The organism is Methylobacterium litchii, from assembly GCF_038442315.1.
In the GTDB taxonomy this organism is placed as follows: domain Bacteria; phylum Pseudomonadota; class Alphaproteobacteria; order Rhizobiales; family Beijerinckiaceae; genus Methylobacterium; species Methylobacterium litchii.
In genome coordinates, this window is the sequence record NZ_JBBXMY010000027.1 from 12,591 (window position 1) to 38,334 (window position 25,744).

At 65.3% G+C, this 25,744-nt stretch carries 19 protein-coding genes and 2 pseudogenes; 14 read left to right on the plus strand and 7 right to left on the minus strand.

Annotated elements, in window-relative coordinates:
• Nucleotides 1-19: 19 nt before the first annotated feature.
• Both AAHF99_RS25735 and AAHF99_RS25740 read left to right on the plus strand, forming a co-directional pair.
• A complete protein-coding gene (locus AAHF99_RS25735) occupies nt 20-1,429 on the plus strand; it encodes an amidase family protein (RefSeq protein WP_342167194.1) in 1,410 nt (469 codons plus the stop codon).
• A 529-nt stretch (nt 1,430-1,958) separates the two neighbouring features.
• Entirely contained in the window at nt 1,959-3,932 is a 1,974-nt protein-coding gene (locus AAHF99_RS25740; RefSeq protein WP_342167195.1) for an AI-2E family transporter, read from the plus strand.
• Between the two features lie 99 nt (nt 3,933-4,031).
• Here the strand turns inward: AAHF99_RS25740 and AAHF99_RS25745 are convergent, their stop codons facing one another.
• The 4 genes from AAHF99_RS25745 to AAHF99_RS25760 all read right to left on the minus strand — a co-directional run bounded on the left by AAHF99_RS25745 (nt 4,032) and on the right by AAHF99_RS25760 (nt 9,805).
• On the minus strand, nt 4,032-5,858 hold the full coding sequence (locus AAHF99_RS25745; RefSeq protein WP_342167196.1) for a cation:proton antiporter: 1,827 nt from the start codon (nt 5,856-5,858) through the stop codon (nt 4,032-4,034).
• Nucleotides 5,859-6,058: 200 nt separating this feature from the next.
• Complete coding sequence (locus tag AAHF99_RS25750) at nt 6,059-7,153, minus strand: catalase family protein (protein WP_342167197.1); 1,095 nt, start codon at nt 7,151-7,153, stop codon at nt 6,059-6,061.
• Between the two features lie 517 nt (nt 7,154-7,670).
• Nucleotides 7,671-8,384, minus strand: a complete 714-nt coding sequence (locus AAHF99_RS25755; protein WP_342167198.1) for a GntR family transcriptional regulator — start codon at nt 8,382-8,384, stop codon at nt 7,671-7,673.
• Between the two features lie 83 nt (nt 8,385-8,467).
• Complete coding sequence (locus tag AAHF99_RS25760; protein WP_342167199.1) at nt 8,468-9,805, minus strand: MFS transporter; 1,338 nt, start codon at nt 9,803-9,805, stop codon at nt 8,468-8,470.
• A 284-nt stretch (nt 9,806-10,089) separates the two neighbouring features.
• On the opposite strand from AAHF99_RS25760, the gene AAHF99_RS25765 reads away from it, so the two are divergent.
• The 3 genes from AAHF99_RS25765 to AAHF99_RS25775 all read left to right on the plus strand — a co-directional run bounded on the left by AAHF99_RS25765 (nt 10,090) and on the right by AAHF99_RS25775 (nt 13,314).
• On the plus strand, nt 10,090-11,298 hold the full coding sequence (locus AAHF99_RS25765) for a CaiB/BaiF CoA transferase family protein (protein ID WP_342167212.1): 1,209 nt from the start codon (nt 10,090-10,092) through the stop codon (nt 11,296-11,298).
• The gene (locus AAHF99_RS25770; RefSeq protein WP_342167200.1) at nt 11,295-12,080 is read left to right on the plus strand and encodes an enoyl-CoA hydratase; all 786 of its coding nucleotides are present in this window, start codon (nt 11,295-11,297) and stop codon (nt 12,078-12,080) included. Before AAHF99_RS25765 ends, AAHF99_RS25770 begins: the two co-directional genes overlap by 4 nt.
• Before the next feature lie 64 nt (nt 12,081-12,144).
• Nucleotides 12,145-13,314, plus strand: coding sequence for a pyridoxal-phosphate-dependent aminotransferase family protein (locus tag AAHF99_RS25775; protein WP_342167201.1), 1,170 nt, complete (start codon nt 12,145-12,147; stop codon nt 13,312-13,314).
• 215 nt (nt 13,315-13,529) lie between these two features.
• Here AAHF99_RS25775 and AAHF99_RS25780 read toward each other — a convergent pair.
• Nucleotides 13,530-15,206, minus strand: a pseudogene (locus AAHF99_RS25780) (methyl-accepting chemotaxis protein).
• 142 nt (nt 15,207-15,348) lie between these two features.
• Nucleotides 15,349-17,709: a putative bifunctional diguanylate cyclase/phosphodiesterase gene (locus tag AAHF99_RS25785; RefSeq protein WP_342167202.1), complete on the minus strand. Its 2,361-nt coding sequence runs from the start codon at nt 17,707-17,709 to the stop codon at nt 15,349-15,351.
• Between the two features lie 574 nt (nt 17,710-18,283).
• Between AAHF99_RS25785 and AAHF99_RS25790 the strand changes: the two genes are divergently transcribed.
• From AAHF99_RS25790 to AAHF99_RS25820, 8 genes and pseudogenes are all read left to right on the plus strand, one after another.
• Complete coding sequence (locus AAHF99_RS25790; protein WP_342167203.1) at nt 18,284-18,916, plus strand: tyrosine-type recombinase/integrase; 633 nt, start codon at nt 18,284-18,286, stop codon at nt 18,914-18,916.
• Between the two features lie 360 nt (nt 18,917-19,276).
• Entirely contained in the window at nt 19,277-20,113 is an 837-nt protein-coding gene (locus AAHF99_RS25795) for a 2-keto-4-pentenoate hydratase (RefSeq protein WP_342167204.1), read from the plus strand.
• 99 nt (nt 20,114-20,212) lie between these two features.
• Entirely contained in the window at nt 20,213-21,385 is a 1,173-nt protein-coding gene (locus AAHF99_RS25800; protein ID WP_342167205.1) for an alpha/beta hydrolase, read from the plus strand.
• Nucleotides 21,386-21,443: 58 nt separating this feature from the next.
• Nucleotides 21,444-21,587, plus strand: coding sequence for a hypothetical protein (locus tag AAHF99_RS27230; protein WP_412759955.1), 144 nt, complete (start codon nt 21,444-21,446; stop codon nt 21,585-21,587).
• A 51-nt stretch (nt 21,588-21,638) separates the two neighbouring features.
• Nucleotides 21,639-21,956 (plus strand): annotated as a pseudogene (locus AAHF99_RS27235) (SPFH domain-containing protein); the annotation flags it as partial.
• Nucleotides 21,957-22,056: 100 nt separating this feature from the next.
• On the plus strand, nt 22,057-22,215 hold the full coding sequence (locus AAHF99_RS25810) for a hypothetical protein (RefSeq protein ID WP_342167207.1): 159 nt from the start codon (nt 22,057-22,059) through the stop codon (nt 22,213-22,215).
• 206 nt (nt 22,216-22,421) lie between these two features.
• A protein-coding gene (locus tag AAHF99_RS25815; RefSeq protein ID WP_342167208.1) for an IS630 family transposase occupies nt 22,422-23,365 on the plus strand; the annotation gives its coding sequence in 2 pieces (ribosomal slippage) (nt 22,422-22,758 and nt 22,758-23,365; 945 coding nt in all).
• A 563-nt stretch (nt 23,366-23,928) separates the two neighbouring features.
• Nucleotides 23,929-24,360: a GNAT family N-acetyltransferase gene (locus AAHF99_RS25820; protein WP_342167209.1), complete on the plus strand. Its 432-nt coding sequence runs from the start codon at nt 23,929-23,931 to the stop codon at nt 24,358-24,360.
• A gap of 92 nt (nt 24,361-24,452) precedes the next feature.
• On the opposite strand, the gene AAHF99_RS25825 is transcribed toward AAHF99_RS25820, so the two are convergent.
• Complete coding sequence (locus tag AAHF99_RS25825; RefSeq protein ID WP_342167210.1) at nt 24,453-24,980, minus strand: AAA family ATPase; 528 nt, start codon at nt 24,978-24,980, stop codon at nt 24,453-24,455.
• A 263-nt stretch (nt 24,981-25,243) separates the two neighbouring features.
• On the opposite strand from AAHF99_RS25825, the gene AAHF99_RS25830 reads away from it, so the two are divergent.
• A partial coding sequence (locus AAHF99_RS25830; RefSeq protein ID WP_342167211.1) for an IS110 family RNA-guided transposase occupies nt 25,244-25,744 on the plus strand: 501 nt, incomplete at its 3' end.

Sequence of the window (25,744 nt, forward strand, 5' to 3'; positions counted from 1 at the left end):
GACTGCGGAGTGCGGAGCGATGACGAACGACCTCGACTTCATGACGGCGCTTGAGCTGAGGCGCCTGATCGCGACCCGCGCGGTGTCGCCGGTGGAGCTCACGGAGCGGGCCCTCACGCGGGCCGAGGACAGCCAAGGCACGCTGAATGCCTTCTGCCACCTGATGCCGGAAGAGGCGCGTGCCGCGGCCAAGCGCGCCGAAGAGGCGGTGATGCGCGGCGCCCCGCTCGGGCTCCTCCACGGTCTTCCAATCTCGGTGAAGGACCTGATCGCCGTCGCGAACGCACCGTACGCCTCCGGCTCGCGTGCCATGGCGGGGAACATCGCCGCGGTCGATGCGCCCTCCGTCGAAAGACTGCGCGCGGCAGGCGCGATCATCATCGGCAAGACCACGACGAGCGAATTCGGAGCCAAGCCCGTGGGCGACTCGCCGCTCACCGGCATAACCAGGCATCCCTGGGACCTGACGAAGACGCCAGGTGGATCGAGCGCCGGAGCGGCCGCATCGGTGGCGGCCGGAATCACGCCCTTCGCGCTGGGCACCGACGGCGGCGGCTCCCTGCGCATCCCGGCCGCGCTCACCGGCCTCGTCGGGCTCAAGGCGCAGTTCGGACGCGTGCCGGTCTGGCCGACCTCTGCGACGCCGACCCTGGCCCATGTCGGCTCTCTCGCGCGCAACGTGGCCGATGCCGCCCTGCTGACGAGTGCGGTTGCCGGTCACGACCCACGCGATCCGTTCGCGGTGGCCGGGTCCGTGCCCGACCTTCTGGGCGCGGCGAAGGCTTCTGTGGCCGGTCTACGGGTCGCCTGGAGTGCGACCCTTGGCTACGCGCGGCCAAACCCCGAAGTCGCCGCCATCGCAGGTGCCGCGGCGAGGGCGCTGGCGGATCAGGGCGCGATCGTGGATGAGGTCGAAGCCGTCTTCGATTCCGACCCGGCCGATCTCTGGACCGCCGAGTTCTACGCCGGCATCGGCACACGGCTGCGCGGGGTCCTCGAATCCCGCCGCGATCTCCTGGACCCGGCAGTGGCCGACGTGCTCGACGCCGCGCTCGCACAGGAGATGCGCAGCTATTACGAAACCGTCTTCGCGCGCTATGTGCTGCGAGATCGGATGGTCAGCTTCTTCGGCGACTACGACGTTCTTCTATCGCCGACCTTGCCTATCTCGTCCCTGGACGCGGGCCGGAACATTCCCGAAGGACTGAATGACCGCAGTCTCGTCTCCTGGGCCTTCTACACTTATCCCTTCAACCTCACAGGCCAGCCCGCAGCCTCAGTTTGTGCAGGGATTGCCTCGGACGGGATGCCCGTCGGCATCCAGATCGTTGGCTCCAGCCTCGGCGAGTTCGACGTGGTGCGGGCGGCTGCGGCGATCGAGCGAACGAGACCGCAGGGCTATAATCTTCGGCCGTTTACAACACAGTAATAGTGCGGCTCCGTCAGGATTGCCTGGAGGTAGGCTCCGGCTCCGGTAAAGTTGTTTTGAGCGACGTTGCTGCTGCTCTTTCGGACAGGAAGAAGTTAATTCCTTGCGGCCAGGGCGGATCTTTATTCTGCCAAAACCGAAATTTCGGGCGTGGCACTAGTGGGATCCCTGATTCAGTTCATGGCAATGTCCGCTATTAAGATGCCGGTAATGGCCGACGAATAGCCGAGATGGGCGCAAAGCAGTCAGATAACGGCAAAGTTTGGCTGGCTGCTTTGCGCCCATCTCGGTCAATCAGGGGGCGGACGCGATAACCCTGAAGCGGACCTTGCCGACCGCCCGCGCCAAACGCCCCCTACCATCGACAGATGATTGGCGAGGAAGATGCCAGTCGAAAGTTCTCTTCTGTGTTGCGGGCTATGCATCGATCCGAGATCCATCGCACATCCGGCCGGACAGTACGGGAGACGAAACGAGGGTAACGACGTTATGGGGAAGCTGTCGGTGTCAGGCAGCGGGGAGTTTGCGTATGCCAACCGCTGTGCCGGACGCCTTGAAGCCGCCCGCCCAGGTGCCTCCGCCGCTCGTGCCGGGCCTGCGCGGACTTCTGACACTCGCCGTCGGCGTCGTGCTGGTAGCCGCACTGTACTTCGGCCGCGAGGTGTTCGTCCCTCTCGTTCTGGCCATCCTGCTCAGCTTCGTGCTGGCGCCCGTGGTCAACCTGCTGCGCCGGATCAAGCTCGGGCGCGTGCCGTCTGTCATCGTCGCCGTTCTGCTGGCGCTGGGAGTTCTCGGCGGCATCGGGGCGGTAATCGGAACCCAGGTTGCGGGGCTCGCCGGCAACCTGTCTCAGTACCAAACGACCGTACAGAAGAAGTTCGCCGGCCTGCAACAGGGCTGGTTCGGCGAGGCGAACAAGCTTCTCCAGAAGTTCAACCATCAGGTCCATGACGTCACGCAGAAGGCAGACGCCGCCGGCACCACGGCCGAGACCGGACCGGCGGGCGACACGCCGAAGGCGCAACTCGTGCGGGTGCAGGAGCCCGAGCCCTCGCCTTTCGCGCTGGCTGAGAAGGTCCTCGGCCCGGTCGTCTCGCCGCTGACCGACGTAGGCATCGTACTCGTCGTTGTCGTGTTCCTGTTGCTGCAGCGGGAAGACCTGCGCAACCGCATGATCCGTCTGTTCGGGTCGAGCGACTTGCACCGCACGACGGTGGCCATGGACGACGCCGCAGGTCGGCTCGGCACCTACTTCTTGGCACAGCTCGGCATGAATGCCGCCTTCGGCGTCATCGTCGGCGTCGGCCTGTGGTTCATCGACGTGCCAAACCCGCTGCTCTGGGGCGTCTTGTCGGCGATCATGCGTTTCATCCCGTACATCGGCGCTATCGTCTCGGGCGTGTTCCCGGTGGCGCTAGCCGCTGCGGTCGATCCGGGCTGGTCGATGGTGATCGCGACCGCCGCCCTGTTCCTGATCGCCGAACCGGTCTTCGGGCAGGTGGTTGAGCCGCTGCTCTACGGCCACTCCACCGGGCTTTCACCTTTCGCGGTGATCGTCTCGACGCTGTTCTGGGGCTTCCTGTGGGGGCCCATCGGCCTGATCCTGGCGACCCCGTTCACCGTCTGCCTGGTCGTGCTCGGTCGGCACGTGGACAGCCTGGAATTCTTCGACGTGCTGCTCGGTGATCGCCCGCCGCTGACCCCGGTGGAGAACTTCTATCAGCGCATGCTCGCCGGCGACCCGGACGAGGTCCGAGAGGTCGCCGAGGGTATGTTGAAGGACCGCTCCTTGTCGTCTTACTACGACGAGGTGGCGCTCAAGGGACTGCAGCTCGCCGCCAACGACCACGCCCGCGGGGTCGTCACCCCCGCTCAGCTAGAGAACATCCGCGCCTCGGCCCGTTCCCTGGTGGAGGACTTCGAGGGCCACGACGATGTCGAGCCGGCCGTCGATGACAAGGCGGTGAACCCATCCGACACCCCAACGCTGGCCGAACGCGCGCACCCGAAAACCGAGGCGGTGCCGGCCCAGGCACCGCCCCGGGATGCCCTTCCGGAGGCATGGCGGGGCGAGGCACCGGTGCTGTGTCTGGCCGGTCGCGGGCCCCTCGACGAAGCGTCCTCGGCGATGCTGGCGCAGTTGCTGCGCAAGCACGGGCTCGGCGCGCAGGTGACCCCATACCAGTCCGCCTCGCGCGAGGGCATCCGCGAGCTCGATTTCTCCGGCGTGGCGATGGTGTGTATCTCGTACCTCGACATCACCGGGAATCCCTCGCACCTCCGCTACCTGCTGGAGCGGTTGAAGCGGCGCGCCCCGGGGATTCCCATCTTGGTGGGGCTATGGCCGGTCGGCGAGAAGGTGCTCACCGACGCGGCGCTCGGTCGGGAGGTCGGCGCGGACGCCTACGTCTCGTCGCTGCGCGACGCGGTGGATGCCTGCCTGAGGGTTGCAACCGACTCCTCGCCGTCTCAGGGTTCACCCACCGTCGTACGGGCGGCTTGACCGATCGCCGGGGGATTCACCTTCGGAACCTGTACCTTGTGCGCCGGAGCAAGCTCCGGCCTGCTCCACCAATCCCGCAGCATCTTAGAGGGCCGGCCGTCATGCAGTGGCTAGGGCGTGCATCGCGGCGGACTCGTGACGCGAATGGTTGGGTCTGGCGTACGTCAGCAGGCGATCGCCCGCCTCGATGGTAGCTTCCTCGTGATCGACGGAGATGAATTCGACCGCGCCATCCGGCTTGATGATCAGCAAGCGTATCGCATCCGATTTTGAAGCCGATTGCGCCGTAACGACTTCGAACTGCCAGCCAGCATCATGGTGCTCCGCGAGGGTGTCGAAGTCGGTCCTACCAGCACCCAGTACCTTTCCACGGGCGTCCCGGCTCACGCCCGTATCCTCGTGCAGGAGATGGTCGGCCGAGGGGGCGAGTTGGTACACGCGTTCGCGGCCGATCTCGGGGGCCAGCCTTGCGCAAACTAGGGCGTTGTAGAGTTCGTCGCGGGTCGCTGCGAGCAGATGGTCCGGCGGATGGTCGGCGAGGCCTTCCTCGGCATGGCGGGACAGGAGTTCGGCCTGCAGCGTCGGGACACCGGTCTCCTGCGCCGCGTGCAAGGCACCGGGATAGGTGTCGATGAGAATGACCGGCACGCCCGCACGGTGGAGTGCGACGACCATGGCGGTCGCCCAGGGGCAGGCGCCGACGACGGCGAGCCGCTGGCTCTCGGCCGCAGCGGAAAGGCCCAAGCGGCGGGAGAGCGGCCCCAGGGAGAAGCCGTGCAGGATCACCGTCGCGACGATGACTGCGAACACGGTCGGCTGGATGAGATCACCGCCGGGATATCCCGCTTCGGTGAGACGGGGGCCGGCCACGCCCGCGACGGCCGCCGCGACGATGCCGCGGGGCCCGATCCAGCCGACGAAGATGCGCTCCCGCCGCGATAGGTCGCTGTTCAGTGTCGCCAGCCAGGTGGCGACCGGCCGGACGAGGAACACGATGGCGGCGGTCAAGCCGATGATGGGCAGGGACAACTTGCCGAGGACCCCGAGGTCGAGGTCGGCCGTCAGCGCTACGAAGAGGCAGGACACGAGCAGGACGACGAGGGCTTCCTTGAACCGGCGCAGCTCCGCGATGCCCGGCAGATGCCGGTTGGCGAGGGCGATGCCGAACACCGTGGCGCCGATCAGTCCCGCCTCGTGCATGAACAGGTTCGGGACGACGTAGGCGATAAGCGCCAGTGCGAGCAGCACCGGGGTCTTCAGGGTCTCGGACACGAGGTCACGCCGGAACGCCCAGGCTACGAGGAAGGCCGAGCCAACGCCGAGGGCGACGGCCACCATCACACCCTCGGCGAGATGGAGAGTGAGTGCGACGACAGGGTTCTCCCCGGCCTGGTGAGGCACGCCGACCAGGATCTCGATCACGACCGCCGTGAGGATCGCCCCGACCGGATCGTTGATGATGGCCTCCCACTTGAGGAAGGCCGCCGAGCGCCGCTCCAGGCGCGCGTGACGCAGCAGCGGCAGGATCACCGTCGGGCCCGTCACGACGAGGATGGCCCCGAACACCGCCGCAGGCCCCCACATCATCCCGCCGACCAGATGGGCCGCGACCGTGCCGAGGACGAAGTTCACGGGGAGGGCGAAGGCGGTGAGCCGTAACACCCCCTCGCCGGATGCCCGGAGTTCGCGGAAATCCAGGGCAAGGCCGCCCTCGAACACCACGATGGCTACCGCGAGCCCGATCAGCGGCCGGAGGTTTTCCCCGAAGTCCCGGGTCGGGTGCAACAGGCCGAGGATGGGCCCGACCAGGAATCCGAACCCGAGAAGGAGCACGATGGCGGGGATGCGCAGACGCGCGGCGAGAACCTGGGCGGCGATCCCACCGCCCACGACGCACAGCACGGCCGTCGTCAGTCCGGGTTCCATGCGCGAGGCTCCGGTCGAATGTCCGGAGATGCCCACAGGCGTCCGAACCGGGTTTCAGGTGCGAGGGACATCGAGGGCCACGCCGATCCCCTTGGACGGGCGGAGGCTTGGCCGTGCGATAGCGTCAATCTCGGTGCGGGGTCCCGGTTCCCCTCGGCATCCCCGCCACGCCGAGCCGTCTCGCAGCTCCGATTGGGGGCCTATCCCGCCGGGAGGCGCGTCGGCTCTTCGATCGTCACGGCGTTGTTCTCGGCACGGTAGGCACGGGCGGCGGCGTAGGCGGGGCGGCGGGCTCGCATGATCGAGCCGAGGGGCCGGTGGGCGGCCAAGCCCGTCCAGGGGTTGAAGGCCAAGCGGTCCTCCACCTGTTGGCGCAGAGCGTCGGACCATGTCTCCTGCGGGAGCGCGGTGATGCGCGCGACCGGGCGATAGGGGCTCTCGTCCTCCGGCCACATCGCGGCGGCGTCCTCGATCGGCATGGAGTCCAGATTCGTCGCCAGTTGGACCCGCAACTCCCAGACGGCCGGGTGATCCCGGAAGTGGGCCGCGACGGACTCGCGGATGCCGTCGGGTCGGCCGGCGAGGTCGATGGCCTGCTCCGAGAGGGCGACGAGTTCGGGCGAGACGGGCGAGATCGCCAGCTTGGCAAAGTACTCGCCGTGGAGAAGCGCGGCCTGCGAATAGAAACTGTCGCCGAGCAGATGCGTCTCGGCCTGCCCCGCCAGGGTCGTCAGCGTGGCCGACTTCAGCCCGACCTTCTCCAGTGCCGCCTCGGCCGCGCGCGACACGGCCGAGAGTCCGATCTTGACGGGCTCGGCGCGACCCGTGGTGGCGGCCAGCGGCCGTAGTTGACGCAGGAACCCTCGGGCGTCACCGATCTGGAACGAGGGGGAGTTGCCGAACACATAGTTCTGCGTGGTTTCGTCCTCGCTTCCGGGCAACCGTGTGCCGGGTACATTCAACACCTTGAGCGCGACCCCGCGCGGGGTGGACACCTTGTCGTCCAGGATGTCGCCCGGTGTCGTACTGAAGCGGAGGATCGCATCATAGCCGCTCGGCGTCGCGAACAGCCCCTGCGCGAGCTGCGGCGGGAGCCCCGGTAGGACCTCGAAGCGCGCCAGCAGGTAGCCGTGCGCCTTGGCATGCACGGAGCGGTAGGCGTGGCCGGTATCGGCATGGGTTTTTCGCTGGATTGCGAGCATCGTCTCGGTGAGGCCACGCTGCGTCTCCGCCTCGTCCTCGGCGATGGTTTCGTAGGCAGGGTCGAAACGAAGCGGGGCGAGCGTATGGGCCATGGGGCATGGACCTCTAGCTGTTGGAGCCGGCTGTTCGCGGTTGTGGATGGCGAAGATGACGGAACGGTCGCCACAGCTTCGCTGTCGTGCTCGATGGACGAGGCCATTTCAGCCGTCGCCGCTAGGGCAACTGTATGAGCAGGGCCTTTGGATCCGGGTGCGGCGCCGTGGTCTGCCGGCCGGCTCCGGACTCTGGATCGAGGCCGCCGGTATGCGATGATTGCCGACTGTCTTGCCGCGCCTCGTCCCGGGCCTTCCGTTCGGCCGGCATCGCGATTCTCGCCTGGGTCGGGCGGCCGGGATTAGCCCTTCCATGTCGCTCGCAGCGGGAACGCTGGTGATCACCGGCGGCTTGGGCCGTCACACTCGCTCATCGCGATCGCGATCGGCCCTTCTGCCATCGTGTTTGTCTTGCCTCCACTTCCGTCGAAACCTGCGCTGGGTCGGGACCCGTCCGTTTGTCCCGTGATACCGCTCGCAAGCAGACGGGTGACTCAAGACCGAGTACGGTCGGCTGTCAGGCTGATTTCGGCAACGCACCGTCATCGATGGAGGCGTTCTCGTCGGCGGCTGCGGTGATGGCATCCCGCGCGATCTTGACCGTCACACCCATCACGTGCCGTCGGAGAAGACGGGATAAGCGGGCGGCGTTGCGCACCTTCAGAGCGTCCATGATCGCGTGGTGATCCCGCACCGCAGCCTGCCAGTTCTCCGGGCTCTTGCGAGCCACGAAACGAAACGCCCGGGTCCGCATCAGGATCTGCATGTAGCTTGCAGTCAGCGTGGCGTTTCCGGCCGCGGACACGAGGGTCTCGTGGAAGCTGCGGTTCGCCTGAAGATATGTCGGCTCGTCCCCAGCGGCGTGAGCTTGCATCATATGCTCGTGGATGGTGCCCAAGCGCGCCAAGTCTTCATCGCTCGCGTGCTTGCATACCAATTCGCCCGCGAGCGCCTCAAGGGCCGCCATCACGGGGAACAGCTCGTTGATCTCCTCCGGGCTGACATTCGCCACGATGGCGCCGCGCCGGGGCAGCAGCTCGAGCATGCCTTCCGAGGCGAGCACCTTCAGTGCTTCGCGCAACGGCGTCCGTGACACGCCGTATCGCTGGCAAAGCGCTTGCTCCGAGATTTTGTCGCCGGGGCGCAGCACGCCAGTGATCACCATTTCGCGAATGCCGGCGACGAGCATATCGTGGAGGTTTGTCCGGATGAGGGTCGTCGGCTGCGTCATCGCGATCGTCAGGAGGTCTCTCTGTCCTGCCGTTTCATATCGAACCTGAGGGCCCGGCAACATCGTTCCGTGGCTATATCGCGCTAGACCGCGTTTCCCGGAACCGCCGTGGGCGACGGACCGGGTGCCGCCGCGACCCCTGTCACCTCGCCGCGCGGCAGACCCCGCCAAGCCAACACCGCACCGACGAGCAGCAGGGCGATCGAGCCGACGAATGGCAGGGCATAGCTTCCCGAGAGCTGGGCGATCACGCCGAAGGCCAGCGGCGAGACGATGCCGGCGATCGCCGAGCCGGTGTTCATGATGCCGCTGGCGGTGCCGGCATGCTTCGGCGCCACGTCCATCGGGATTGCCCAGATCGGGCCAACCGTCAGTTCGAGGAAGAAGAACGCGCCGCTCAGACAGATCGCAACGACCGCGAGTTCGTGAACGAAGAGCACGGGGAGTAGGCAAACCATCGAGCCGAGCAGGCTCACGACGATGACCGTGCGACGCGCCCGCGCGAGATCGTTGGTCCGGCGATAGATGCGGTCGGCCCAGATGCCCCCCAAGGCGTCGCCGACGACACCGGCACCGAACACACCGAAGGCGAAGAACGCCGATTCCTTGATGTTGAGGCCCTGCGCCTTGACGAAGTAGCTCGGCAGCCAGGTCACGTAGAGCCACAAGGTCCAGTTATAGCAGAAGTACACCAGCGTAGTCGGCAGCATACCGCGCAGGAGCGCCATCCAAGGGGTCGGCTCCGATGAGCCGCCAGCCGACTTGCGCGGCGCCGGCAACTCCGCCAGCTCCTGCGGCGTGCAACCCGGATGGGCGCTCGGCTCATCCCGAAAGTACAGGCCCCAAACGATAATCCAGGACAGGCTCACCGCCGCGAGCGCCATGAAGGTGCCGCGCCAGCCGAGATAGGTCGCCATCAGGACGACCAAGGGCGGCGTTACGGTGTTGGCCAGCCGCGAACAGGAGTGGGCGACACCTTGTGCGTAGCCGCGCTCGGCCTGCGGAACCCAGCGTGTCATCGCGGTGGTCGCGGCAGGGAAGGTCGCGCCCTCGCCTATGCCCAGAAGCAGTCGGGCGAGGACGAGGGTGACGAGGCCGCCGACGAACCCGGTCAGAAGTGTTCCAACCGTCCACACAATCCCGCACAGGACCAGGGTCCGACGCGCGCCGAGGCGATCGGCGGTCATTCCGCCGAGGATTTGGAACAGCGCGTAGGTGTAGCCGAACGAGGACAGGGCAAAGCCCAGCTCGACGTTGTTCAGGTGAAGGTCTGTCGCCATCAGCGGCGCCAACGTCGAGAGGTTCACCCGATCGACGTACGTGATGAAGTAGACAAGGCAGAGCAGCGCGAAGACGCGCCCTCGCGTCGTCGTGAACGTACGGCGTAGGGCATGCGTGACGCCGCCGGATCCCAGGCTCATCGGCTGTTCCTCCCAAGGGCGCGGTTGGCTCCGCACCCATCGCATGTCGCTGCGTGTCTCGGCTCAGACTGCGCGCCGAAACTAGGCTCCGCAAGATGTATTTTGCACGCAAAATGCATTTTTATGCGTGGTGGCCGGAAATGCGTTGCATGCCTCAGAAATCGAATTATGCATGCAGAATGCACAAGGCGACGCCCAGGATGCGTCGTGGGAGGAGAGCCCGAATGGATGATATCGGCCGTCCCGACGATCGCTCGGCTCAGGCGCCGGAGGATGCGGTTGCCATGGCGCCCACCCGCCCGCTGCCGCTGGCGGGCCTACGGGTTCTCGACGTCACGCAGGTGATGGCGGGGCCGTTCTGCAGCATGCTGCTGGCGGATCTTGGCGCCGACGTCATCAAGGTTGAGCCGCCGGGCACGGGCGACCAAACCCGCGGCGCCATGGGGTTCAAGATGAAGGGGCCCGACAGCATGGGCTTCCTCAACATGAACCGGAACAAGCGCAGCATCGCGCTCAACCTGAAGAGCGAGGCTGGCCGCGCGCTGTTCATAAAGCTCGTGACCACCGCCGATATCTTGGTCGAGAATTACCGGCCGGGCGTGATGAAGAAGCTCGGGCTCGGCTACGAGGTGCTCCGCGAGCACAATCCGCGCCTGATCTATGCCAGCATCTCGGGTTTCGGTCAGTCCGGTCCCTGGGCGATGCGCCCTGGCTACGATCTGATGGCTCAGGCGATGTCGGGGGTGATGAGCGTGACCGGCCATCCCGGCGGGCCTCCCGTCAAGGCCGGCGTGCCGGTGGCCGACATCGGCTGCGCGCTGTTCTGCGTCTACGGAATCCTGAGCGCCTATATCGGCCGGCAGACGAGCGGCGAGGGCCAGTACATCGACGCGTCGCTGTTCGACTCCGCCCTGGCGTTCTCGATCTGGGACATCTCGGAGTATTGGGGCACTGGCCGCATTCCGAAACCACTCGGGACTGCGAACTTGATGAGCGCGCCCTACCAGGCGGTGCGCGCCTCGGACGGCTATTTCGTCATGGGCGCGACCAACCAGAAGCTCTGGCGGCTCCTCTGCGACGTGCTGGCACGAACTGACCTCGTTGACGATCCACGCTTTGCAGACATCCCGGCGCGACTCGCCAACCGCGACGTGCTGATCGAGGAATTGGAGAAGAGCTTCGCCGAACGGACCGCCGAGGAATGGGTGACCCACCTGCTCGCGGTCGGCATCCCGGCGGGGCGCATGAACACCTATCCGGAGGCGTTCGAGAGCGAGCACGGCCGCCATCGTGAGATGCGGATCGAGGTTCCGCATCCCAACGAGGGCAGCGTGCCCAACATCGGCTTCCCCGTGAAGTTCTCAGGGACGCCGCCGCGCACCCGGATGCATGCCCCGCTTCTGGGTGAGCATACGGAGAGCCTGCTCCGGGAGCTCGGCCTCGACGACGATGATACCGAGGCGCTGCGCGCGGGCGGCGCGTTCGCACCGTGAGCGCGACCGAGCGGGAGGGCGCGGTCCGCTACCGCGCCGAGGATGGCATTGCCCATCTGACGTTCGACCGGCCCGCCGCCCGCAACGCGATGACGTGGCGGATGTACGAGGAGCTGGCCGACAGCCTCGCCCGGATCGAGGCTGACCCGACGATCCGCGTCGCGGTCCTGCGCGGGGCTGGCGGCAAGGCCTTCGTTGCCGGCACCGACATCGAGCAGTTCGTGGGGTTCACCGGGGAGGACGGGGTCGCCTACGAGGCACGGATCGATGCCTATGTCGCTGGGCTGGAACGCGTGCGCGTCCCAACAATCGCTGTCATCGAGGGGCTGGCAGTCGGCGGCGGACTCGCGATCGCCAATGCCTGCGACCTGCGGGTGGCCACGCCGGGCGCACGGTTCGGCGTTCCGATCGCCCGCACCCTCGGCAATTGCCTGTCGCTCGCGAACCTGCGTCGCCTCACGGCGACGCTGGGCCTGAGCACCGTCAAACGGATGCTTCTGCTGGCCGACATGCCGACGGCCGAGAGCCTGGAGCCGCTCGGCTACCTCGCCGCAATCGAGAGGCCCGAGACCCTCGACGCGCGCGTGACGCAGCTCTGCCAACGTCTACTCGGCCACGCTCCGGTGACCATGCGCGTCACCCGGGAGATGCTGACGGCGCTCGCCCTCGATCCCGACGCCGACGGCCGCGCCGGCATCCGAACCTGCTACGGCAGCCAGGATTTCGCCGAGGGCGTCCGGGCCTTCCTCGACAAGAGGCCGGCGGCCTGGTCGGGCGCCTGACGTCGCGGCCCTGATCCGACAATCAGCACGGCTCATTCGCGATAGCACTGGAAGAGGACACGTCATGACCCTTCACCAGGGACGGCATTTTCTCAACATCCCCGGCCCGAGCCCGGTGCCCGAGCGTGTTCTCCAGGCGATGGACCGGCAGGTGATCGATCACCGGGGCCCGGAATTCGGCCGGCTCGGTCGGGAGGTGCTCCAAGGGTGCCGGGCGATCTTCCAGACCGAGGGACCCGTCGTGATCTTTCCTGGCTCCGGCACGGGGGCGTGGGAAGCGACGATCGTCAACACGCTCTCGCCGGGCGACCGGGTGTTGATGTTCGAGACCGGGCATTTCGCCACGCTATGGAGCAAGATGGCCGCCCGATGGGGCATCACAGTTGAGTTCGTACCGGGCGACTGGCGCCACGGCGCGGATCCGGCCATCGTGGAGGCCAAGCTCGCCGAGGACAAGTCGCACGCGATCAAGGCGGTGATGGTCGTCCACAACGAGACTTCGACGGGCGTCACAAGCCGCATCGCCCAGGTCCGGCATGCGATCGACGCCGCGCATCACCCGGCGCTTCTGCTCGTCGACTCCATCTCGGGTCTGGGCTCGGCCGACCTGCGCCACGACGCGTGGGGCATCGACGTGACCGTCGCCTGCTCCCAGAAGGGCCTGATGCTGCCCCCTGGCCTTGGGTTCACGGCGATCTCGCAGAAGGCCCGCGCGGCTTCGAAGACCAACACCCTGCCGCGCTCGTACTGGGATTGGGAGGAGATGCTCAAGCCGAACGAGGGCGGCTATTTCCCCTATACGCCCGCGACCAACCTCCTCTACGGCCTGCGGGAGGCGATCGCCATGATGCGCGAAGAAGGCCTGCCGGCAGTCTTCGCCCGGCACGAACGGCTGGCCAAGGCGACGCGGGCCGCGGTCCAGGGATGGGGGCTTGAGGTCCTGTGCGAGGAGCCGAGCGAGTACTCGCCCGTCCTCACCGCCGTGGTCATGCCGGACGGCCATGACGCCGACGCCTTCCGGCAGCTCGCCCTCGACCGGTTCAACATCTCCCTCGGCGCCGGACTGTCCAAGCTGTCCGGCAAGGTGTTCCGCATCGGCCACCTCGGCGAGTGCAACGACCTGATGCTGATGGGGGCGCTCTCCGGCGTAGAGATGGCACTCGGCGCGGCCGGCGTGCCCCATCAGCGAGGCGGCGCGACCGCGGCTATGTCGATCCTCAACGCCTCCTCGTGAAGAACGCGCGCCCCGACTGGCGTCCCGGCGCGTAAGACCTTGCTGTTTGCATCGACGGCGATGCATCCAGAAGCGGCCGCACCGCTTTCAGCCAGCTTTTGTCGCGTAGGCAGGTGCCTCCGAATGGCTAGGTTGGGTGGCTTCCTGCCTGTCCGCTTCTCAGTCCTACAGACCGGGAAGCGTACGCTTCACTGCGCAAAAGTACCGTCTTATGACTACGCCGCGCGCACGGTCGCCAGGAAGCGGGCGACTTCGGCCGTCAAGTGCTCGGACTGCCGCGAGAGTTCCGAGGCCGCGCCGAGCACCTGCGTGGCGGCGGCCCCCGTCTCCTCGGCGGCCTGCGCGACGCCGGTGATGTTGCCCGTGACTTCCCCCGTCCCGGCCGCCGCCTGAGACACGTTCCGGACGATCTCCTGCGTCGCCGCGCCCTGCTGCTCCACCGCCGCCGCAATCGAGGTCGCTGTGGCGCTGATGTCGCGGATCCGCTGGGTGATGCCGCCGATGGCCGTTACCGCCTGGCCCGTCGAGCCCTGGATCCGGCTGATCTGCGCGGCGATCTCCTACGTCGCCCGCGCCGTCTGGCTCGCGAGTTCCTTCACCTCGGCGGCCACCACGGCGAAGCCCTTGCCGGCCTCGCCGGCCCGCGCCGCCTCGATGGTCGCGTTCAGGGCGAGCAGGTTCGTCTGGCCCGCAATGGAGGAGATCAGCCCCACCACGTCGCCGATGCGCTCCACGGCGGCGCTGAGATCCTGCACCAGCGCCCCCGTCTGGTCGGCCGCGATCACCGCCTCCCGCGCGATGCTGGCGGACCCGTCCACCTGCCGTCCGATCTCCTGGACCGACGAGCCCAGTTCCTCGGCCGCCGCCGCGACCGTGGCGACGTTGCTGCCGGCCTCCTCGGCGGCGGCCGCGACGGCCGTCGACTGCGCGGCGGTCTCGGCGGCGGTTCCGCTCATGGTGCCGGCCGTGGCCTGCAGCTCGGTGGCCGAGGACGACACCATGCCGATGATCCCGCCCACCGCCGCCTCGAAGCTGTCGGCCATCTGCCGCATGCCGGTCTTCCGCTGCTCCTCGGCCGTGAGCCGGGCCTGCGCGGTGTCGGCTTCGAGCTGCCGGGTGCGGATCAGGTTGTCCTTGAACACCTGGACGGCGCCGATCATGCGGTTGATCTCTTCGGCGTGCGCGGCCTTCGGGATTGTTTGATCGAGCTGGCCGGAGGCGAGCCCTTCCATGAATTCGGTGAGGGAGCGGATCGGCCGCGTCACGCCGCGACCGATCAGCGTCGCCAAGATTGCGATGAGGCAGAACGCGAACGCCGCGCCCGCCAAGAGCCTCATCAGGGTCGGCTGCAACTGCGCGGCCGTATCGTCGGCGTAGATGCCCGAGCCGATGATCCAGCCCCAGGGCGCGAAGCCCTGAACGTAGGAGATCTTCGCCACCGGCTGATCCACGCCGGGCTTCAGCCAGAGATAGCGGACGAAGCCGCCGCCGGAGGTCTTCACCACCGCCACCATGTCGGCGAAGAAGTGCTTCCCGCTCGGGTCGGTCACGGCCGAAAGATCGGTCCCAATCAGCTCCGCTTTCGGATGGAACACCATCCGGGGGGTCATGTCCTGAATCCAGAAATACTCGCTGCCGGCGTAACGTAGGCCGCGCACCACAGCCACGGCGGCCTTCTGCGCCGCGTCGCGGCTCAGGCGGCCCGCGCGCTCCTCACCCTCGAAATACGTCAGCACCCCCTGCGCGGTCTGGACGAGATCGCGCGTCTTCAACTCGCGTGCATCGGTAATGGCGCGGGAGAAATCCCAGGTGGCCAGCGCGATCAACGCGGCCATGCCGACGAGGGCGGTCACTGTGATCGCCTGGATGCGAGTACCGATGCGGATGGTCATAACCGGTCCAAGAATGGAAATGATTGGGCTCTGCCGAGGGTGAGCCGCCGTTCTTCGGCGGCCAGACAACGATCTTCCAGACCGAGCGTCGCGTACTTTGCAGGATTTGTTCGATAAACCTAACGACCCGTCACCGGGATACTCAAGCGGCCATCTTCGAAAGGTTAACGAAGGCTAGGAAGTCGAAGTACGGCAGCGGGCGGCTGACGTGGTATCCTTGAACCTGATCGCATTGCTCGGCGGCGACGAAGGCATATTGCTCGGCGGTCTCTACACCTTCGACCGTCGTCGCCATGCCGAGGCACGCTCCCATCGTGATGATGGCCCGGACGATGGCGGCGCTCTCGCTGTCCTCCGGGAGCATGCGGATGAAGGACCGGTCGATCTTGATCTTTGAGAACGGAAAGCGGCGCAGGTAGCTGAGCGACGAGTAGCCGGTCCCGAAATCGTCCATCGCGAGGGACACGCCGATCGCCTTAAGCTTGGTCAGCAGCGCGAGGGTGCGAGCCTCGTCCTCGAGCATCACGCCTTCGGTGATCTCCAGTTCGAGCCGGTCTGCGGCGAACCCGGTGGCGGCCAGGATCGACGCCACCACGTCCGGAAGCCGGTCGTCGCGGAACTGGACCGGCGACAGGTTGACCGCAAGGGCGATGGTGCTCGGCCAGCCCGCTGCATGGGTGCACGCGGTGTGGAGCACCCACGCGCCGAGTTGCGCGATAAGGCCGGTCTCCTCCGCGAGGGGGATGAAGTCCGCAGGGGGGATGAGGCCCTGCTCCGGGTGACGCCAGCGGACCAGGGCTTCCGCGGCGGTCACCGCGCCGGTCTGGGCATCGACCAGGGGCTGATAGTGCAGTTCGAATTCGCCGGCCGTCAGGGCGCGGCGCATGTCGGCCTCGAGGCGGCTGCGCACCAGCATCTGCGCCGCCATAGCGGGTTCGAACAGCCTGAACGTCCCCTTGCCCTCGGCTTTCGCCTTGTACAGGGCGAGGTCGGCGTGCCGTAGCAATTCGTCCCCGTCATGTCCGTCTTGGCGGCCGATGGCGATGCCGATGCTCGCGCCGACATGGACCAGCTGATTGTCGAGCAGGAAGGCCCAGTCGATCGCCGCGACGAGCCGCGCAGCGACCGCTTCGGGGGCCAAGACGGCGGTTTTGTCGAGTAGCAGGATCGCGAATTCGTCGCCGCCGAAACGCGCGACGACGTCCCCCTCGGCGAGGGCGGATTGCAGTCGGGCGGCGACCTTGCGCAGCAACTCGTCGCCCATCGCGTGTCCGAGGGTGTCGTTGACGAACTTGAAGCGGTCGAGGTCGAGCATCAGGACCGCGAAGCCTCCCTCCTGCTCGCGTAGGGCGGCGACGCGGTGCGCCAGCAGATCGCCGAACCGCGCCCGGTTCGGCAGCCCGGTCACAGCATCCGTGAAGGCCAGGGTTCGCAGGCGAGCCTCCGAGCGCAGGCGTTCGCGCTGATCGCGGAAAGCGATGACCGTCTGCCGTTTGTGACCGAGGGAGATCTCCTTCCGCAACACGCGAACTGGGACGGCCTGGCCGTCCGCGCCGACGAGTTCGGCTTCGCGCTCCTCCTGCTCCGGGAGGTCGGACGCCACGAGCCCCGGCAGGAGCCGCGTGAGGCGGCAATTGATGAGCTGAGCCTGATTCATACCCGACAGAATTTCGAGGCTGCGGTTGGCCGTGGTGATGACCTCGCCGTCGCACACCGCCAGCCCTTCGAGTGCCACGCCGGCCAGTTCGCGCAGGCGCTCACGATCACGGCGCATCTGCGCCCGAGCGTTGAGGGTCATGCGCAGCCCGAAGAAGGCGAGCGTCAGCAGACCGAACGACACGGCGGCGATGACGGGGGCGATTGTCTCGGGTGCGATCGCGGTGTCCGGCAACGGGACGGCCGGATCGTAGGTGAGCGTCATCGCGGTCATCCCCCCGACGTGGAGGACGACGATGGCGAGCAGGAGCAGGGGACCGGCGAGGCGGCGCAGGGTACGCTCGCGCTCGGCGGCGAGGATCAAGGCCAAACCCGACAGGCCGAGGCTCGCCATGATGGTCGGGGGGACCACGCCCATGTCCCAGACGACATGCCCCGTAACCCGGTAGGACGCCTGCCCCACGTAATGGAGCGCCGTAACACCCAGGCCGATGATGACGCCGGCCAGGAAGCGACGGAGGCGTCGTTGCGCGCCGATGGACAGTCCGACCCCCAGTCCGATGCCGCCGATGACCAGCAGCAGGGACGCTGAGGTCAGGATCGGCTCGAAGCCCGCCGCCATGCCGGGCTGAAACGCCAGCAGGGCGATCATGTGCGTCGCCCAGGCCGTGCATCCCCCGGCGACGATGCTGACCATGCCCCATCTCCTGCGCAGCAGCCCCTCGGAACGGCCCGCATGGGAGGCGATGGCGGAGGTCGCGTAGATGCCCACGATGCAGACGAGCGCCGCCAACAGCAGCAATCGTTCATCATGCTGCTGCGTAACGCAGGTTAGAATGGCACGCATGTAAAGCTCCCAGGACGACTTGTACCTGACGGAGCTTATTCTTTCATGAAGTTTTTCCCGGCGATTTCATGCGCCACTTGATTGGGCTATGACTGAGAAAAATTTAGAAACGACGCCGAACTTTTGTCGCCTGCCAAAATGCGATGACGGGTAGCGATCGTTGCCGACGGGCTGGAGAACCAGATAGCTGGTCGCTCGTCAGCGGCAGTAGGCGACATCGCCGGTCTCGACTCCGAGAGCCGCACCCGAATTGAGGTCCTCACTCAGACGCTGACAAACCCTCGTCACTCGGACGGCGTGACCAGCAGTATCGGGGGCGGAGATCGTAGAGACCGCTCCCATGGGTCGTAGTCGATGGTTAGATCCAGGCGCTCATGCTGCGCGCCAGCTATGCCAAGTCGGACACGTAAGTTGCGAGCTGTCGCCACATGAATGACTCCTTTCGTACATGACGCAGGTGAGCTGCTACGGCGAGATTGGGTCGCGTGCGGAACGTTCGCATACGGCCCCATCACCGAGCATCAGTTCGGGTGTCTCCTCGCTGCGTCGGCATGGGCCGGCGAGGAGTTAAACGATGGGACATTCTGCACACGATCCGGCCGTCAAAGGACGGCCGGCCTGGAATGCTGGACGCAAGCTTGGCGCCAAACGGGCCCTCAAACCTCAGCAGGTCTGGGCCATCCGGTTCTGGCTTGATCGCGAACGGCGCACACGCGACCGAGCAATGTTCGACCTTGCCATAGACAGCAAGCTGCGCGGCTGCGACATCGTCAAGCTAAAGATCGGCGATCTCGTCAGTGGCGGCCGCGTTCGCAGCCGGGCTATCGTCATCCAGCGCAAGACCGGCCGACCGGTGCAGTTCGAGTTGCTCGAACCCGCACGAACCAGCATCCTCGCATGGCTGGAGGCCAGGGGTGGTACGCTCGACGACTACGCTTTCCCCAGCAGGCTCGATAGCGTCACGCACATCAGCACCAGGCAGTATGCGCGCTTGGTCGATGAGTGGGTCACGGGCATCGGGCTGCGCAGCGAGGATTATGGCACCCATTCCCTCCGCCGCACGAAGGCATCGTTGATCTACAAGCGAACTGGCAACCTTCGTGCCGTCCAGATCCTACTCGGCCATACCAAGATCGAAAGCACGGTCAGATACCTCGGCGTTGACGTCGAAGATGCCTTAACCCTGGCCGAAGGGACTGAGATTTGAGCGTTCGGCCCCTCGGCTTCAGTGTCGAGGGGCCTTCAGAGCAGCCCGGCAGAAAAGCGCCCAATTCGGTCATTCAGATGGTGTTGACGACGTCCCGTAAACGGACGCTATCGACTGCGATCGGCAATTGGCTTAAAGCTATTTAGAAAACTAATGCACGCGGCCAAATTCAACTCGACACGAAACTTCGCCATATCTGCTGCGCGGCTGTGCATCTAAGTCTCAGGAGAGTTATTGACATCGTGCCGTCGAGGAATTTTATAGTAAAAAATTACGGCGTGAGCCAAGGCAAGCCAATGTGCGAGGGCTAGAGCTTCAAGGTCGGTTTCTGGGTGGCGCAAACCATTAGAGGAAGAACCAATGAGCCTTGCCCAGTTTGATGCCAGCAGACCAATCGAAAGCCGCGCGGCGCTGATCCTCGAGGCATGGGATCGACAACTCTCAGTTCAATCCTTTACGGAACAAGATCGATCATTCAGCCTCGACGATGCTTATCGAATTGCCGATGAAGTTCGGCAGCTGCGAGAAGCTCGCGGCGAACGGGTTGTTGGTCGGAAGATCGGTTTTACGAACACCACTATTTGGACTGAGTACAACGTAGCTGCACCGATCTGGGGCTATGTCTATGATACGAGCCTGCACTGGCTTTCCGAGGCTCTTACTCCGATAGCGCTGTCAGCGTTCGTCGAGCCGCGGATCGAGCCGGAAATCGTCTTTCGCCTCGCGCGGGCGCCGGTCCCAGGCATGGACGAACGAGAGTTGCTGACCTGCGTCGAGTGGGCCGCCCTCGGGTTTGAAATCGTGCAATCGCATTTCCGAGGCTGGCGCTTCCATGCACCCAACACCGTGGCGGCCTTCGGCCTTCACGGAGCCCTCTTCGTCGGTGAGCCGATCACCGTCACTCCCGGCACTGAAGACGAGTGGTTCGCGGCGCTGCGTCGCTTCGAAATCCAGCTTCGGCGTCACGGGACCGTCGTCGAGACTGGGCACGCCCGGAACGTCTTGCACAATGGCCCCTTGGCGGCACTCCGGCACTTGGTCGAGGGGCTCGCCATGGATCCGAAAAGTCCGGCGATCGCGACGGGTGAGGTCGTGACGACCGGTACCCTGACGAATGCATATCCGATCGGAGCCGGGGAGCAGTGGCACACAATGGTAGCCGGTCTACCCCTTGCCGATATCCAGATCTCGTTCTGAGCTTCCATCACGCAACGACACCCGCAATGCGTGGACACGTAGCTGCTTCGTCGACGATACTCTCGCCAGGACGCGTCCGACGTCCACGGGAGGGTAACCATGGCGAAGACCGCACTGCTCGCAGTGAGCGTCCTCCTCGAGCTGATAGGGGCAGCAGCGGCTGCTGATCCACAGCCTGCCATCCCGGACGTCCCCGCCATCTTCAAACCGGCGCAGCGCGAGGGCTACTTCTTTGTCGGTGGCCGCTACGAGACAATCGGCACGAAGAACATTGCGATCGGCCAGATGTTCGTCCAGTACCATGCCCCTGCTGAGGTGAAGCAGCCCTTTCCAGTTGTGATGGTGCATGGCACGGCCCAGACCGGCGTTAATTTCCTCGGCACGCCGGATGGGCGGCCTGGCTGGGTCGACCGCTTCGTCGAACGCGGCTTTGCCGTCTATGTCGTCGACCAAGTCGGGCGTGGCCGCTCGGGCGATAATCCGGATGTCTATGGCCCCTACGCCCGGCTCTCGACGGGTGACCTCGAGAGCATCTTCACCGGGCAGGAGAAATTCGAACTCTTCCCGCAAGCCAAGCTGCACACGCAATGGCCTGGCGGGCCGGGGATCAAGGGCAATGCGGCATTCGATCAGTTCTACTTCTCCCAGGTGCCCTACGTCGCCAGTGCCCTAAAGAGCGAGGAGCTTGTCGATCCCGCGATCATCGCCTTGCTGGAGAAGATCGGTCCCTCGATCGTACTGACCCATTCGCAGGCGGGGGTGTTCGGCTGGGCGGTGTCCGACCAGCGGCCCGACCTCGTGAAGGCACATGTCGCCGTCGAGCCGAATGGCCCGACCTTCTTTGACATTACGTTTAAAGGTGGCACGGAATGGTATGAGCGGGTTGGCGACGCCCGCGCGCGACCCTACGGCATCACTCGCGTGCCCCTCCATTTCGAACCGGCGGTAAGTTCTCCGACGGATCTAACCGTCGTGCAGGCCGACCGGCCGACCCGGCCGGACCAAATCCGGTGCTGGTTGCAGGCCGAGCCCGCGCGACAACTGCCGCAAATCGCAAAGGTCCCCGCCGTCATCGTCACCGGCGAAGCATCGTTCCGGGCCACGATGGACGATTGCACGGCTGCCTTTCTCGCCCAGGCCGGAGCAAAGCCGGATCGGCTTGCGCTTGCTGATCACGGTATTCACGGCAACGGCCACATGATGATGCTGGAAGCAAACAATCAGCAGGTCGCCGACGCGATCATCGACTGGATCGCGGCGAAGGTACGCTGAGCCGTATCATCGTCGCAGGTCCCGCCTCGGGTGGATCGGCGAAAGTGAAGAGTGCGATATGGGCTATGCCGTCATCGCCACCACGATCGTCGTCGTGCTGGTGCTCGCCCTCAAGACGCTCGGTATCAACCAAGAGTACGAGCGCGCAGTACTCTTCCGTCTCGGGCGCCTCGGAACGACGAAGGGGCCCGGTTGGTACTGACTCATTCCCTTCCTTGATCGTGTCGTCAAGGTCGATACCCGGACGATCACGGTGCAGCTCGAGACGCAGGAGACGATCACGCGCGATGGCGTCGCCGTCAAAGTCAACGCTGTGCTCTGGTATCGTGCGATCGATCCCGCACGTGTAGTCACGGCAGTCGAGAACTGGCGCATCGCGGTGATCCAGGCGGCGGAAACCGGGATGCGCGACGCCATTGGCCAAAGCGACCTCGATCAGATGTTGAAGGATCGAATCGCCATCAACAAGCGGCTGCTCGATCTTCTCTCTGCGGCCGCCGAACGCTGGGGCATCGAGGTCGATACGGTGGAGATCAAGGATGTTGACATCCCTGAGCAGATGCAGCGGGCCATTGCGCGCGAGGCCGAGACCATCCGCGAGAAGCGCGCCCGCATCATCAAGGCGGAGGGGGGAGAACGAGGCCGCCCAGAAACTCGCCGAGGCGGCAACTATGATCGCCACCGCGCCGGGGGCCCTGGAACTGCGTCGGCTGCAGACGCTCACCGAGATCGGCGTCGAGCACAACAGCACGATCATTGCCATGCTTCCCGTCGAGCTTTTGCATGCGGCCAGCAGACTAGCGGGGCAACAGGACAAGACCGCCGATTGAGTCGGGCCCGAGCACGCCGTCGCCGTGGGACGAGCCGTCCCAGCCGTTCTGGCGCGTGAGGCGGCAGGAAGCCAAGTAACGGGCCGAAACGATGCTGCCCGATTCTATAATTCTAGAGCGGTTTCGGTTTGGGCTGAATCGGCTTGCGGGGGTTCACCGGGGAACCTGATGCTGATTCACTGCGGGCTCTGGATGAGGAGCCGAGCATGGGCCGCCCCTACAGCCAAGACCTCCGCGAACGGGTCGTCGCCGCCGCCGAAGCCACCTCCCGGCGACAGGCGGCGGCCCGCTTCGGGGTCGGTGTGGCCACAGCGATCCGTTGGATGGCCGCGCTCACGGCGACCGGGACGGTGGCGGCCCTCCCCCAGGGACGAGCCCGCCGCTCCAAGCTCGATCCCCATGAGGCCTACCTGCGAGGCCTGATCGCCGAGACGGATGACATCACACTGGAGGAGATGCGTGCCCGCCTGCGGGAGGAGCACGACCTCACGGTTGGGTTGGGCACTCTCTGGGCTTTCCTCGACGCGTGCGGCCTGACGTACAAAAAAAGACAGCGCATGCCACGGAGCAGGACCGTCCCGACGTGAAGGTCGCGCGCGAGGCTTGGTTCGAGGGCCAGCCCGACCTCGATCCCACCCGCCTCGTGTTCCTCGACGAGACCTGGACCTCGACCAAGATGGCCCGCACCCGCGGACGGTCTCCGCGTGGCGAGCGGCTGCGCTCGCCCGTGCCGCATGGCCATTGGAAGACCACGACCTTCGTCGCGGGCCTGCGCCTGTCCGGGATGGCCGCACCGTTCGTGCTCGACGGGCCGATCAACCGCGACGCCTTCCAGGCTTACGTCGAGCGAGTGCTCGTGCCCGACCTCACCTCGGGCGACATCGTCGTGATGGATAACCTCGGCAGCCACAAAGGACCGGCCGTGCGCGCTGCGATCGAGGCGGCCGGCGCACGGCTCCTGTTCCTCCCGCCCTACTCGCCGGACTTCAACCCGATCGAGATGGCCTTCTCCAAGCTCAAGGCGCTCCTGCGCAAGGCTGCCGCTCGCACCGTCGAGGGATTGTGGGCGGCCATCGGCCGACTCATCGACACCATCACGCCAGACGAATGCGCCAACTATTTCGCCGCAGCAGGATATGAACCAGATTAAACCGAAACCGCTCTAAATGCGATCGCCCCCTGCATCAGTTCAGCGCGTTCGTCCTGCCGAGGCCCCCCAATGCCATTTGCAGCCCACGGGACCCGACAATAGCCTGCCGGTCCTGAGATGAGCTTTCGGAGCCACTTTTCCGGCCCCTGATGCAACTGCAGAAGACGGGGGCGACGCAACAGCGATGAGCGGCATCGCCTGCGAGATAGAGGACGAGCCATTTGTAGCGGATCGTACAGTCGACAAGCAGGCCGCCCGAGGAGTCGAGCGCGGTCGTCAGCAGCCACGACAATGACGTCAGAATTTCCTATTGCAGTCAACGAGCGGACTAGCCGCTTCCGGCCAATCCCAACCGCATCGCCCGGCGCCTCTGAATGGCTGAGTTGGGTGGATTTCTGCCGGTCCGCTTCCGGGATGGCGATCCATAGAAGCGGATATCGTATCCATACTGGCTCACGACCCGTTGCGGGTATGCCGTTTCACGGTGTTATGCTGTTGGTTGCGGCGCATGTATCAGTAGCATCATCTGGTTTCTGCCGCAGTCAATGCGGCGGACCATAGCTATGATCGGGCGTATAGTAGTAAGTGATGAGGTCGATGAAACGACCTCAAAAATCATCGAGCATGGTCTTAATCGATACAACGAAGCACGTGTCGGCCCCGATCCATCAAAGCCAATATGGATCGTATGTCGAGACAATAAAGAATTGATCATAGGTGGCATTCAGGGCTTCATCCAATGGAATTGGTTTTACGTGGCCATACTATGGGTTGATGAGGATCGTCGTCTGAGCGGGGTTGGAACACGATTAATGGCTGAAGCTGAAGACGTAGCGCGCAAGAACGGATGCATCAGAATGCGACTAGCAACGATAACATTCCAGGCGCCGGACTTTTACAAGAAACTAGGGTACCTTGAGGTATGCCACGTGCCTGATATTCCACCAGGGCACTCGCTAATCTGGATGACGAAAATGTTGGACATTCAAAATTGATTTTTTGGTTTGGGAAACAACCCGCTGGAAACGGCCTCTTGCTGCATGCGAACAGCTACTCGTAAGCAGTGGAGGGTTTGGGATGTGGTGGCTCAGCGCCTTAAGCCGTTCGAGCGGTAGAAGTCGGCCAGCGCCATAGGGGACTTGATGTGCACCTTGGGTAGGGTGAGGCCGTCGAACAGATCCTGGTAGCGACTGCGGTTGGCCCTCGTGGCGACGGCAATATGCCGGATCATACCCCACTTCACGCTGTCACGACCGCCCTCGAGCGCACCCCGCCGATCGCGCTCAAACCAGGAGCGCCGTAGATAGCGGTACAAGCTGACCGATGTCGGAACATTGAGAAGGATGAACCCGGTCGCTGTTGCCAATCGCTGCGGAAGCAGCCGCGAGTAATTGCCTTCTACGACCCAGCGCGAGCCTCTGATTGCCGCGTCATGGAGTGCGGCGAACTCGTCTGCCGCTCGGGGAACCCAATCAGTATGTGGCAAGTGATGAAGCTGATCGAGGTAGACAGCCTCTAGTCCCTGCGCACGCGATATCGCCTCCGCCAGCGTAGACTTCCCGCTGTTGGACGGCCCCATGATGCAGATGCGCGATCCAAGCTCGTCCAGCGTCATGATGGGACCCTCGCGACGATGGTACGTGAACCTTATCTTAACGATCGATGTCCGCTTCCGCATCTGACACGTAGCGCCTCAAACGTCTAAGGAGGGACGGATGCAGGGGGGCCGCTCAGGATGGATTTCTTCCGGTCCGCTTCCGAGGAATCGTGGCATCAAAGCAGATGGGGTGGATGGCTCCCGCTCCAACTGACGGCATCTCGGTGCCAGGATGTGGTCGCTGTCGAAGCAGCAGCCACGCTCATGCAGGAGCCATCCCCATGGAGATCACCACCGTCGGCATCGATCTGGCCAAGAGCATCTTCCAGGTTCACGCCGTCGATGCAGCTGGGCACGTCGTCGTGCGCAAGGCTCTGAGGCGGGCGCAGGTCGTACCGTTCTTCGCCAAGCTGCCGCGATGCTTGGTCGGCATGGAGGCGTGCGGCACGGCGCACCACTGGGCCCGGGAGTTTATGAAGCTCGGCCATGATGTACGGCTGATGCCGCCGGCTTACGTGAAGCCGTACGTGAAGCGCGGTAAGACCGATGCGAACGACGCCGCTGCCATCTGCGAGGCGGTGACGCGCCCCAGCATGCGCTTCGTGCCGGTGAAGGCAACCGAGCAGCAGGCGGCGCTGGCGCTGCACCGGACGCGCTGTCAAACAGCGTTGAATTTTGACCCTGGATCGGCGTCGAACTTTGACCCCTCTGACGTGTGTGCCTCGACGCCCCCTGATCAGACCGGCGTAGCGGGTCGGGGTAGCGCAGCCGGGCTGATCAGG